This window comes from Paraburkholderia sp. MM5477-R1 (assembly GCF_050436385.1).
GTDB lineage: Bacteria > Pseudomonadota > Gammaproteobacteria > Burkholderiales > Burkholderiaceae > Paraburkholderia > Paraburkholderia tuberum.
On record NZ_JBNDMC010000004.1, the window covers coordinates 125,833 to 138,572 of the forward strand.

Below are 12,740 nucleotides of genomic sequence, written 5' to 3' on the forward strand. Positions count from 1 at the left end.
ATGGTTAATGCCCGGCGCACGTTTGCGTGCATCCGGGCATTGGCTTTGAGAAGAGTCGGGGCGGCGCTCCGGGCAGAAACGCGGGGGCCTTAACGAAGAAGGATCATCGTGCCGGCCGGCGCACTCCCCGGCTCCAGCACCATAGGTCAAGTTACGACGAAGCCTTCGAAATCACGACATGTGGCGCACGAGGCTCACCAAACAACACGGCAACGTCATCCTTGCGCCGCTCGAGCACCGCACGCTGGTTGATACTGCCCTTGTCCGTCAGTTCATAGTGTTGCATTGACGGCGGCTCCGCCAGCATGATGAGGCGCTCGACGCGCATCGACGCGCCCTTTTGCCCCTCGTTGACCGCCGCAAGACACTGCTCGAGTTTCGCGAGCAAAACCGGATATGCGAGCAGATCGCTGGCAACCACACCGCGTAGCTCAGGCAATACCTGCGCACATGCGGCCGCATCGGGCCAGACAAGCGTGCCGATGGTGTCCTGACCATCATGTGCGATCACAGCCTCCTTGACGAGCGGACTGCAGGCATCGATCAGCCGCGTGCGCAACGCAGCCGTGCGCACCCACGTGCCGTTAGCAAGCTTGAAGTCTTCCGCGAACCGGCCTGCAAAGCGCAAGCCCGCGACCGGCCGCTCAGGATCGACAAACCGCACCGCATCACCCAGTATGTAAAAGCCTTCGTCGTCGAACGACGCAGCCGTCTGTTCGGGCGCGTTCAGGTATTGCCGAATGATGTTCGGCCCTTTGATGCGCATTTCGTAGCGCCCCGGCAAACTCGGATCCGCGATCAGTTTCAATTCGACATCCGACACCGGAAGACCGATGCAGCCGACATCGTCCACGGCCCAGTATTGCGTGACCGCCGGCCCCGAGCTTTCCGTCGCTCCGAACACGGAAGTCAGGACGATCCTGTGCCCTGTCGCGCGCACAGCGACTGCCTGAAAGCGGTCATAGACGTCACGCGACAGAACCGCGCCACCGTAATAGACGTAGGCAAGCCGCGAAAAGAAATGCGCGGCGAACTTCTCGTCGCGCTCCATCGCATCCACCAGCATCGACAGCCCGGCGGGAACGTTGAAGTAAAGAGAAGGCGCGACCTCGCCAAGATTCTTGAGCGTCGCGTCGAAGCGGCCGGGCAACGGACGACCGTCGTCGATGTAGAGCGTTGCGCCGTACCGCGAAATCCGGTTCAGCACGATGTTGCCGCCCATCACGTGATGCCACGGCAACCATTCCAGGTAGACCGGCGCATCATCGGGATCCTTTTCGAAAACGCGTGCGGTCATTTCCTGCGCCGCGCTCAGATTGCGCCGGCTTTGGACGACGGCTTTGGGTAATCCGGTCGAGCCCGACGTGAACATGTATTTCGCCGGCAGATCGGGATCGAGTTCGCGATGGCGAAGTTCGACGTCCGGATCGATCGCCGTCCTGGCAAGCACATCGAATTGCAGCATGCCAGGCGCGAGATTGTCGACCGCGATCACGCGCTCCGGTGGAACGCCGAGCGCGGCAATCGCGCCTGCGAATCGTTGTGCGTCTTCTACGAAAACCAGATGGGGCTCGATGAGCGATACCGCGTTACACAATCGCGCATAGTTGCCACCGAGCAATGAGTAAGCCGGCGAGACTGGCGCGACGGGAACACCCGCATACAGCGCGCCCCAGGTGAGCAGCGCCTGGGCGATCGAATTCTCCGACAGGATGACGAGCGGCGCCGAAGTGCTCGCGCCGTGCCGCTGCAAAGCCGTGGCGATCGAGCGTACCGCGCCCCACACTTCGCTCACGCTCCACGAGATCCATTCGCCGGACTTGCCTCGCCGCACCAGCATCGGGTTCGTCGGCCGAACCTCCGCCCAGTGTTCGAGCCAGTCCGTCGTACATGATTTCGTCGGCGGCAGCGGATTGCCCGATCTCAGGATGAGCGTCCCGTCCTCGCGCCGCTCGACATCGACCGTCGGCTTGCGAAAGCCAACTTGGCGAAATGGCAGTTCCATGATGTCCACAACCGTTGACGTCATATGTTCCTCTGATATGTTCCTGGTGGCACGCCTCTTTTGAACCGTGCCACGAATCTTTTTTGCTTGATGGCACCGGTCAACCTAGAGCGCTTCCAGCACCGTGGCGATGCCTTGGCCGCCGCCGATGCACTGTGTCGCCAGCGCGTAGCGTCCGCCCTGACGCTTCAGCAGCGACGCCGCCTTGCCGACGAGCCGCGCGCCCGTCGCGCCCAGCGGATGACCGATGGCCAGTCCGCCGCCGTCCAGATTGACGCGTGCTTCGTCCAGTTCGAGTTCGCGGATACACGCGACCGCCTGGCTGGCAAACGCCTCGTTGATTTCTATCACGTCGAGGTCGCTCGCCTTGATGCCGGCGCGAGCCAGCGCCTTGCGCGTAGCCGGAATCGGGCCGATGCCCATCAACTCCGGCTTGACCGCTGCGACCGCGGCGGACTTGAGCCGAGCCAGCGGAACCAGCCCATGCGACCGAGCGAACGCTTCCGTGCAGATCAATGTAGCGGATGCCCCGTCGGTAAGCGGAGAGGACGTGCCCGCGGTGACGCTGCCGTCTTCCTTGAATACCGGCTTGAGCAGGGCAAGCGCCTCGGCATTCGTGCCAGGACGAATGCAGCCGTCCTCGGACACAAGGCCATCCGGGGTCTCGATCGGAACGATTTCATCGGCGAGCCGGCCTTCCGCGCGCGCGGCGGTCGCCTTCGCATGCGAGACGACCGCAAGCGCTTCCTGCGCCGTGCGGCTCACTTCATAGAGCTGTGCGACGTTCTCCGCCGTCATCCCCATCGACGTGTACACCTCTTTATGCTCACGCTCGAGCACCGGATTGAACGACTTGTTAAAGCCGCCTTGAGGAACCCGTGTCATCGACTCTATGCCGCCGCAGATAAACGCATCGCCGAAGCCAAGGGCGATCTGACCCGCCGCATAGTGGATCGCCGACATCGACGAACCGCAGAAGCGATTGATCGTGGCGCCAGGAACGTGTTCGCCGATGCCGGCGCGGAAGCTGACGATACGGGCGATGTTATAGCCCTGCTCCGCTTCGGGATACGAGCAGCCTAAAACAAGATCCTCGATGAGCGACGGGTCGATATCCGCGCGCTTGAGCAGCCCGACGACCACTTGCGCGGCGAGTTCGTCGGGACGCATGCCGACAAGCGCGCCCTTGCGAGAGAGATGAAATGGTGAGCGTGCAAAGCCGGCTACGACAACGTTGTTCATGCCTTTCTCCTGAATTGACGCCAGCCGGACTCCGGCCCGCTGGCGCAGATGCGATAACCTGTAACGAAGCGGGTTTTCAGCGCGGGCCGTCGGCCGGACGGCGTGGAATACTGCTCAACCCATAGAGCCGCATCACGAGTTCGCCGCGCTGATTCTTCAGATCGATACGCGCCCTCGCGATGCCGCGCCTGGGCTTGTCGGGAATGGACTCTACGTCGACCAGTTCGCGCTCGACATGGACCGTATCCCCGGGCCGCACCGGTTGAAGCCAGCGCAATTCGTCCGCGCCCATGCCGATGACCGGCGTTTCGCCGAAGAGGCGCGCGCCCACGCACAGCTTCATCGCCAGCGCGGCAAGATGCCAGCCGCTTGCGACCAGACCGCCGAACGGACTGGCCTTGGCCGCTTCCGGGTCCGTATGGAAAGGTTGCGGGTCGAACTTGCGACCGAACTCGATGATGTCGTCGGCCTCGACGATCACCTTTTCACTTGTCCACGCCTCGCCAATCTTCAGGTCTTCGAGATATCGCCGGGTCATGTAGTCGTTTCCTGTGGATGCGGGTCTTCCGATGCATCGGGCTGCACTGCTATTCGAACCGTCCGCCTTGCTGAGCTAGCTGCACCAGCAGCGCGCCCGGTTGCCATTGACTGCCCTGGTAGCCCTGCTGGTACTGCTTCATCCGTGCGAGGACAGTGTCGAGGCCAAGCGTGTTGGCGTAGTGCATCGGGCCGCCACGCGTGACGGGAAATCCGTATCCCGTTGCATAGACGACGTCGATATCGGAAGCACGTTGAGCGACGCCTTCGTGCAGAATCAGCGCGCCTTCGTTGATCAAGGCAAGCATCAGGCGGTCGACAATTTCAGCTGCGGCGATATCGCGCTTCGGAACACCGATTTCCTTGCGGTACGCATCGAGGATCGCGTCGACTTCCGGATCAGCAAAGCGCTTGCGGCTACCCGGTTCATAGCGGTACCAGCCCTTGCCCGTCTTCTGCCCGAGGCGCCCTGCTTCACAGATGCGGTCGGCGACGCGCGAATACGCCATGTCCGGCCGCTCGACGTAGCGGCGCTTGCGAATCGACCAGCCGATATCGAGGCCGCTGAGATCGCCGACCGCAAGCGGGCCCATTGCCATGCCGAACTGCTCCATCGCCGAGTCGATCTGCTCGACACTGCATCCTTCATCGAGCAGGAACAACGCCTGTTGCAAATAGCGCTGCAGCATGCGATTACCGATAAAACCATCGCATACGCGCGACAGCACAGCCGTCTTGTTCAGCTTGCGGGCCACCTGCATCAGTGTCACGAGTACTTCGTCGGACGTCCTGGCGCACCGCACGACTTCAAGCAGCCGCATGACGTGAGCCGGTGAAAAGAAGTGCATGCCGATGACGTCCTGCGGACGGCTGGTGACGGCAGCGATTTCATCGATGTCCAGCATCGACGTATTGGTCGCGAGAATCGCATGCGGCGGTGCCGCCCTGTCCAGTTCGCGGAAAATCTGTTGCTTGAGGTCGAGACGCTCGAACACGGCTTCGACGACGAGGTCCGCCTTGCTCACTGCCGCCGCGAGATCGAGCACGGGCGTGACGAGTTGCAACGTGCGGTCGCGGGCTTCGGTGCTTATGCGGCCCTTGGCGACGCTGCCTTCGTAGATTTCGCGAATGATCGACATGCCGCGCTCGAGACCTTCGGGGGTCGCATCAACGAGCGCAACCGGGATCCCGGCATTTGCAAAACAGACGGCGATTCCCGCGCCCATCGTGCCCGCACCGATGACCGCCGCACGGCCAATGTCGCGCGGTCTCACATCAGGCGCCACGCCCGCGATCTTCGCGGCCTGCCGCTCCGCGAAAAAATTGTAGCGAAGCGCTTTGGATTCAGGGGTTTCGAGCAGTTCCAGAAACCGTTCGCGTTCGAACTGCCGCCCTTCCTCGAAGCTCTTTTCAATCGCCGCCTCGCAGCAGTCGACGATATATAGCTTGCCCTTGTGGCCCGGCGAGCGCTTCTTGATATCGGCACGCAGCGTGTCGAAGTAACCGGCGGGCGCGGTGTCCAAGCGCGCCCGGAGTTCGCTGGTTCTGCGCAGCGGCGCGCCGTCGGCGATCAGCTTGCGGGCAAAGGCCAGTGCGTCACCGAGCAGATCGCCCTGCGAAAGCTGGTCGACAAGTCCGTATTCGAGCGCTGCCGGCGCACCGATCGGCGAGCCGCTCAGCATGAGCGGCGCGGCGTGCTCCATCGGCATCAGCCGCGGGAGCCGCTGCGTGCCGCCCGCACCTGGAAGGAAGCCGAACTTGACCTCCGGCAGGCCGAGCTTCGCGTCCACCGTCGCGATGCGATAGTGCATCGCCATCGCAAGCTCAAGCCCCGCACCGAACGCGAAACCGCTGATTGCGGCAATTACCGGTTTGTCCAGTTTGTCGCAAGCTTCGATGAGCTCCGGCATCGTCGGTAACGCCTTCTGCGCCGGTGTATTGAATTCGCGGATTTCTGCACCGCCGCAAAAAGGCAATGCGCCCCCGCTGACGACAATCGCCTTGACGTGTTCGCGTGCCGCCGCATCGAGCACCTGTTCGTGCAACTTCTTGCGTTGCGCGGCAGACAGGCTGTTGACCGGCGGATTATCGAAAGTCACGACGGCTACGCCATCCGTGACCTCATAGGCGGACTCCATGACCATCTCGTCTCCTTTTGATTGCGACTTCTCGAAGCGCCCTGCTGACGGACAGAGCCGATCGCGCAGGCCGTCTGAATGAATGCCGGCAAACAGCGTTCGCAGGTCATCGTTGAAATTCATTGTGACAGCGTCAAGTTTGAGTGTCAACAGAACTGTTGACTCAGGCAATGAGAGGCGAGCAATGCGTGCGCGCACGCACAGGAACGGCGGCGAGAACTGGAAACAGGAGGGAGAGAAAGCGCCGCCTCGCGGATGCCGCGGGCGGTCGGCGGAGGACGCGCCCGCGTCCCCGCTGTCGGGACAGGTTACTTCTTGCCGCGGCCGCCGCTTCGCGCAGGCGCATCCGCTTCGATGTGCGGCGATTTGAGACCGCCTAGCAGCAGATTGATCACACCGGTGCAGACATCGTCGATCATCGCGTCAGGCACCTGACATAGGCCGCTCTCGCGGTCGGACAAAAGCGTCGCCAGCCCGTGCATGCCGGACCATACCGCAATGGCCGAGAAACGCGGCGGACGGTCGCCCTCGGTATGGTCAGCCATGAACTCCGCAATCGTGTTGTTCAGGAACTGAAACGAACCTGCGCTCACTTCCATGAGTTCCGGGTGCTTGCGCTTGTCCGAGATACGCGGGCCGAACATCAGGTGAAACAGCTCCGGGTGTTTCAATGCGAATTCGACATAGACGCGCATGATGACGCGCAGACGGCGCTCCTTGGTCATGCCGTCCTTCAGCGCCGCAAGGCGTTCGCGCATCAGTTGATGAAACCCCTCGGTCGCGATCGCGGCGAGGAGACCCTCCTTATCGCCGAAATGATGCGTGGGCGCGGTCTGCGAGACGCCGGCAAGGCGCGCCACCTCACGCAATGACAGATCAGCGGCGCCGCGCAGTTCCAGCAATGCGAGGCCTCGTTGCAGCATCTCTTCGCGCAGGTTGCCGTGGTGCCACGACACCTTCTTCGTCGGCTCGATGTCGCTCGATACAGGTGTAGACATAATCTTTTCACTGAAAATTTTGAACGCACCGGCTCGTTCCAGTGCGCTGACGACGGTATTTTACTCCGTCGTTCGGGTGGCCCCAGTCCGGGGCGCGCCAAAGTACCTTGGTAGCACTATGCAACAGTCGCTGCGCGAATGGGACCAAGGGAAACCCCCGACTGAAAACTGTTTGCCAGAGGGCCGACGGACTCCTATCATCGGTACTAACTTGACAATGTAACATTGCAAATTCGATGGGCAGCCGCCGAGGAGACCGCCTGCAACCGGCGCCCGGTCACGTGGACGAGACGGGAACGCCTGACGATTTTGTGGTTAGCGAAAAAGGCTCAGGATCAAACATGGAAGAGACGCACACAGGAACAACGCACTCGCCGGCGGCCCTCTCGCTTGCCGGGGTGAGAAAAGCGTTCGGGCCAACCGAGATCATTCGAGGCGTCGACTGGTCGATCCCGCGTGGCGAATGCCACGTGCTGATTGGTCCGAACGGTGCCGGCAAGTCCACCCTCTTTCATCTGGTCAGCGGCCGGTATCTGGCCACGAGCGGCACGATACACCTGAACGGCGCGGACATCACCCGCTATGGCGCCAACCGGATCAGCCGCTTGGGCTTGGGCCGCAGCTTCCAGACCGCGAATCTGTTCGGCCGCATGAGCGCCTTCGAAAACGCGCGTATCGGTGCGCTGCGAGCGGTCGGCTACGGGCCGTCCTTTTGGCGCAGGCTGCCTCGCGGCGGCGCCGCCGACATTCGCGCGCTCCAAGTGCTCGATGAAGTGGGCCTGCTCGACAAGCGCAATGAGCCGGCCGCGCTCCTCTCCTACGCCGACCAGCGGGCGCTCGAAATATCGCTGGCGCTGGCGGGTGGCCAGAAGGTGCTGCTGTTCGATGAGCCGACCGCCGGCATGAACAAGCAGGAAACGCGCAGGGTCATCGAACTGCTGCAACGGCTGCGCGCCGCCGACAGCGAACGCACCATGATTATCATCGAACACGACATGGATGTGGTCTTCGAACTCGCTGACCGGATCTCCGTGCTCGTCTATGGCGAGATCATCGCCTGCGATACACCGGCGCAAGTGCGCGCGAGCCGGGCGGTGCAGGAAGCCTATCTCGGGACGCCGGTGCCGTCCGCCTCCAACGGCGCGCAAGCGCAACAGACGCACTGAAAACATGAACGTACAAACCGCCACTCACGCTTCGGCGGCCGGCGTCGCCGCCCGGCCGCTGCTCTTCAGCGCCACCGACGTCGTCGCTGGATATGGCCAAAGCCGCGTTCTGCATGGCGCTAACGTGCGTATACACCAGGGAGAGACGGTCGGCCTGCTGGGACGTAACGGCGTCGGCCGTTCGACGCTGCTGAAAGCGATCATGAAGCTGTTGCCGTCGTCCGGTGCGATCCGGATGAACGGTCAGGCGCTCGACGCGGCGAAGACCCATGAGGTCTCGCGCGCCGGCATCGGCTATGTGCCCGAGGACCGGGCCATCTTCTCCGATCTCACCGTACGCGAAAACCTTTCGGTCGGTTTGCCGCAGCGCGGCCGCCCCCAATGCGCGTCATGCGATCACGCGCCATGGAACGAAGAGGAGTTCTTCGAGTTGTTCCCGAATCTCAAGCGCAGAGCGAACGTAGCCGGTGGCGTGCTATCCGGCGGCGAACAGCAGATGCTGACGATCTGCCGCGCGCTGATGACGCAGCCGCGTCTGCTGCTTGTCGATGAGCCGACCGAAGGCCTGAGTCTGTCGATGGTCGACCAGGTGGCGCAATTGCTAAAAGAAGTCGCACGGCGCGGCGTGGCCGTGCTGCTCGTCGAACAGAAGCTGACTATCGCGCTCGGCCTGTGCGATCGGATCAACGTGATGGGGCACGGCCGCATCGTGTTCGACGGCAGCGTCGGCGAGTTCGAGAGCAGTCCGTCCGTGCGCGCCGAATGGCTTGAAGTCTGATCACCCGCGCCGAATCAAAAGAAAGGCGACAGCGGATGTTTGCGTAAAGGAGAAACCAGAGATGTTGGAGAAGATCAGTCCCGCGATGTTCCGTTCGCTGCGTACCTGCCTGCTGGCAGCGGCGTGTGTCGCCATGACCGTCGACGCGCAGGCGGGGCCGCCGATCAAGATGATGCTCATCGAGCCACTGTCGGGCCCGCAGTCGTCGACGATGGAGGCCTCGTCGAAGAATCTGCAGTACGCGGTCAAGCGCGACAACGACGCGGGCGGCATCCTGGGTTCGAAGGTCGACCTTGAATTGTGCGACGACAAGTTCAACCCCAAGGATGGCAAGACCTGCCTCGACCAGGCGATCGGCAACGACGTGCACTTCGTCATTCAGGGCATCGGCGCCAACGTCACGCTGACGCTGCTCGACGCGATCGAAAAATACAATGCGCGCAATCCCGGCAAGGAAATCATTTTGATCAACTGGTCCGGTCTCGATGAAGAGATGACCGGCAAGTACTGTTCGTTCTGGCAGTTTCGTACCGATGGCCATATCGGTATGAAAATGAAGGCCGCCGTGCTCTCTCTCGAACCGTCGGTCAAGCGCGTCTATCTGATCAACATGGATTACTCGATGGGCCAGAACGCGGAGGTGGCCACGCGCCGCCTTCTGAAGCAATACCGGCCCGACATCCAGATTGTCGGCAGCGAGTTGCATCCGCCGAACCGGGTACAGGATTTCACGCCGTATGTAGCCAAGATCAAGGCCACCCATCCCGATGCGATTCTCACCGCGAACATCGGCACCGATCTGAACCGCCTGATCCGGGCCGGCAACGATGTCGGTCTCAATGCGCGCTGGTACACCGTGTACGCATCGCAGCACGGCCAGGTCACCGCGATCGGCGAGAAAGGCGTCGGCAAGGTGTATCAGGCGTCTGACTCGATCATGAGCATGAACAATCCGGTCATCGACAAGCTGGTCGAGCAGTCCCGCGCCGACGGCTATGGCGATTTCGAAAGCGTGCGGATCTATCGCGGCTACCTGTTCCTGACGGACGCGATTCGCGATGCGAAGTCCACGCAGCCACTGGCGGTTGCAAAGGCTATGGAGAAAACCACGGTGTCGATCGGCGACTACAAGGCGACGATGCGCGCAAGCGATCATCAGGCGCAATTGCCGATGAATCTGTCGGTAGTCAGCCCGGACGTGAAATTCAAGCAGGAAGGCACGCCGTGGGGCTTCAGGCTGCTGAAGACGTTCCCTGCCGCCGAGATAACCGAGCCCACCGACTGCAAGATGAAGCGTCCAGCGGGCGCGTGATTTCGATGGTGTTGTGGACGCAAGCAAATCAATGGACGGATAGCGATGCAAACTCTCGCATTGGGCCTCTTTAACGGCGTCAGCTACGGCATGCTGCTTTTTCTGATGGCAGCCGGGCTGACGCTCGTCTTCAGCATGCTCGGCATGCTCAATTTCGCGCACCCCGCGTTCTACATGCTCGGCGCCTATTTCTCCTACACCTTCGCGCAACTGCTCGGTCTCGGCTACTGGTGCGGCCTCATCGCGGCGCCGCTTTGCTGTGCGCTGCTGGGCGGGCTGGTCGAACGGTTTCTCGTGCGCCGTGTGATCCGCTTCGGTCTGCTCGGACCTTTGTTGCTGACTTTCGGACTCGAAATCGTGATCGTCCAGTCCGTCACACTGCTGTGGGGCAAGCAGCCCGTCGCGTATGCGGTGCCGGGCTCGCTCGACTTCCCGCTGTTCTCGCTGTATGGCATCGACTATTCCGCGTATCGCGCCTTCACGCTCGTCATGACCCTGGTTGTGCTCGCGGTGCTGTACGGTTTGCTCAAGGGTACGCGCATCGGTATGACCGTGCGCGCGTCACTGTCTCATCCCGACATGGTCAACGCCCTCGGACACAACCTGCCACGCCTGCGCACCAACATCTTCGCGCTCGGTTCAGCACTGGCCGGTCTTGCCGGCGCGCTTTCCGGCAATATGATCGGCACCGAGCCCGGCATGGCCGACCAGTTGGGCGCCATTCTCATGATCGTGATCGTCGTGGGCGGTCTCGGCTCGCTGTCCGGTGCGTTCGTGTCCGCGCTTCTGATCGGCGTGCTCCAGACGCTGACGGTGTCCACGCAACTATCGTGGGCCGACCTTTTGCTGCCTTTCCAGCATGCGTTCGCGGGCATTGCGACGAGCGACGTCCTGACACAGTCAGTCAGCCGCTTCGCGCCGCTCGTGCCGTTTGCCATCGTCATCGTCGTGCTGGCCATACGGCCGCGCGGCCTGATGGGACACCGCAACTAATGGATCTCGACATGTCCACGATGAAGGGCGAGCGCCGCCTGATTGCCGCTCAAACGCCTCAAGAACCCGTGCCGCCCGCGAGCGCCGAACGCTGGAACGCCTATCTGCCGCCGCGGCCGAAGATGGGGCGGCAGATGACGGGCTGGGGTGCCGCGCTGGGCGTCGCGATCGTCTTGCCGTTTATCTTTCCCGGGACGCTTGGCATCTCCGTTCTGACACAGATCGGCATCGCCGTCACGTTCGCGCTTGCGTACAACATGCTGCTCGGCGGGACCGGGCTGCTGTCGTTCGGTCATGCGCTGTACTTCGGCACGGGCGCCTATGCCACGGCGCACTTCCTCAACTATTTCGGCGATGCGGTCCCGGTCGTGCTGTTGCCTCTGGTGGGCGGGCTCGGTGCGATGCTCATCGGTGCCGTCGTCGCCCTTTTCACCGTGCGCAGCGGCAAAATCATCTTTGCGATGCTCTCGCTTGCCGTGGGGCAACTGGCCTACTCCGCGGCGACCATCATGACCGGATGGTCGGGCGGCGACGAAGGCATCCGGCTCGACCCTTCGCATGCAGCCGGCTGGGGAATCGACTTCGGCTCGCCGCTCGCCATCTACTTCCTCGTCGCCGCGTGGACGTGGGTCGCGGCGGTCGCGATGTACGCCCTTACGCGCACGCCGCTTGGCCGTCTGATGAACGCGACACGCGACAATCCGGAACGGATGGATTTCGTCGGCTTCAGTCCGACGATGATCAGAGGGCTTGCGCTCACACTGTCGGCGGGTTTCGCGGGTATGGCGGGCGCGCTCTACGCGCTCGGCTTCCAGGTCGTGACACTCGATACGCTCGGTCTCCCGCAAAGCACGGCCGGCATGCTTCACGCGTATATCGGCGGACATACCGCGTTCTTCGGCCCCGTCGTGGGCGCGGTGTTAATCACGGTCGTGTCGGCGCATCTGTCCACGTTGACCGACGCATGGCCGCTCTATCTCGGCGTCTTCTTCGTTGCCGTCATCATCTCGATGAGACATGGACTGACGGGGTCGCTTTCCGACCTGTGGCGCCGGACGGCGGCGACTTATCGAAAAGGAGGCGTTGCCATGGTCGCGAGGCAAGCGGCACCGAACCTGCTCGGAGGCATTGCCGCCTGCGCCGGCTTCGTCGCCGCGGTCGAGATGATCCGCTCGCTCACGGAGAACATGGGTGCGCCGGTCAGTCTGCCTTTCGCATCGGGCTTCGGTTTTGCGCTCGATCCGCACCGTCCGCTTCACTGGATCGTCTCGGCGCTGTTCCTTGCCGCCGGGCTCGCGGCCATCACCTTGAAATCGCGCGCCGTGCGTACATAGCGACTTGCCAGCAGGCGCGAGCTCGCCGCCTGCTGGCTCAACAAGCACGCGCCGCTGTCATTGCGGGCGATCAAGCGGTCCCAATCGCCTATCTGAGCGGATAAGCGAACAGCGCTTGCGCGCCCGCATCATACAGGCTGAACCGCGTCGATGCGGCGCCGCTCAACCGGTAAAAGGAATTCCCCAACGCAAGACGGATTGCCAGTCACAGTACCTGACTGTATATCGCCCTTAACT

Annotated in this window: 10 protein-coding genes; 5 read left to right on the plus strand and 5 right to left on the minus strand. The window is 62.4% G+C overall.

Features of this window, described 5'->3' with window-relative positions; genetic code table 11:
- Positions 1-151: 151 nt before the first annotated feature.
- From OKW35_RS10960 to OKW35_RS10980, 5 genes are all read right to left on the minus strand, one after another.
- Positions 152-2,029 carry an AMP-binding protein gene (locus tag OKW35_RS10960; protein ID WP_429551952.1) on the minus strand — a complete coding sequence of 626 codons (1,878 nt, stop codon included), beginning with the start codon at positions 2,027-2,029 and terminating at the stop codon, positions 152-154.
- An 81-nt stretch (positions 2,030-2,110) separates the two neighbouring features.
- Positions 2,111-3,247 (minus strand): thiolase family protein, encoded by a 1,137-nt coding sequence (locus tag OKW35_RS10965; RefSeq protein ID WP_429551953.1) that lies wholly within the window; start codon positions 3,245-3,247, stop codon positions 2,111-2,113.
- Positions 3,248-3,323: 76 nt separating this feature from the next.
- Positions 3,324-3,785 carry a MaoC family dehydratase gene (locus tag OKW35_RS10970; RefSeq protein WP_429551954.1) on the minus strand — a complete coding sequence of 154 codons (462 nt, stop codon included), beginning with the start codon at positions 3,783-3,785 and terminating at the stop codon, positions 3,324-3,326.
- Positions 3,786-3,834: 49 nt separating this feature from the next.
- A complete protein-coding gene (locus tag OKW35_RS10975) occupies positions 3,835-5,922 on the minus strand; it encodes a 3-hydroxyacyl-CoA dehydrogenase NAD-binding domain-containing protein (protein ID WP_429551955.1) in 2,088 nt (695 codons plus the stop codon).
- Between the two features lie 308 nt (positions 5,923-6,230).
- Positions 6,231-6,920, minus strand: a complete 690-nt coding sequence (locus OKW35_RS10980; RefSeq protein ID WP_429551956.1) for a TetR/AcrR family transcriptional regulator — start codon at positions 6,918-6,920, stop codon at positions 6,231-6,233.
- A 341-nt stretch (positions 6,921-7,261) separates the two neighbouring features.
- Between OKW35_RS10980 and OKW35_RS10985 the strand changes: the two genes are divergently transcribed.
- The 5 genes from OKW35_RS10985 to OKW35_RS11005 all read left to right on the plus strand — a co-directional run bounded on the left by OKW35_RS10985 (position 7,262) and on the right by OKW35_RS11005 (position 12,503).
- Entirely contained in the window at positions 7,262-8,086 is an 825-nt protein-coding gene (locus OKW35_RS10985; protein ID WP_429551957.1) for an ABC transporter ATP-binding protein, read from the plus strand.
- 4 nt (positions 8,087-8,090) lie between these two features.
- A complete protein-coding gene (locus OKW35_RS10990) occupies positions 8,091-8,864 on the plus strand; it encodes an ABC transporter ATP-binding protein (RefSeq protein WP_429551958.1) in 774 nt (257 codons plus the stop codon).
- Positions 8,865-8,925: 61 nt separating this feature from the next.
- Positions 8,926-10,176 (plus strand): branched-chain amino acid ABC transporter substrate-binding protein, encoded by a 1,251-nt coding sequence (locus tag OKW35_RS10995; protein ID WP_429551959.1) that lies wholly within the window; start codon positions 8,926-8,928, stop codon positions 10,174-10,176.
- Between the two features lie 45 nt (positions 10,177-10,221).
- Positions 10,222-11,169 carry a branched-chain amino acid ABC transporter permease gene (locus OKW35_RS11000; protein ID WP_429551960.1) on the plus strand — a complete coding sequence of 316 codons (948 nt, stop codon included), beginning with the start codon at positions 10,222-10,224 and terminating at the stop codon, positions 11,167-11,169.
- Positions 11,170-11,180: 11 nt separating this feature from the next.
- Positions 11,181-12,503 (plus strand): branched-chain amino acid ABC transporter permease, encoded by a 1,323-nt coding sequence (locus tag OKW35_RS11005; RefSeq protein WP_429551961.1) that lies wholly within the window; start codon positions 11,181-11,183, stop codon positions 12,501-12,503.
- The last annotated feature ends 237 nt before the right edge of the window (positions 12,504-12,740 follow it).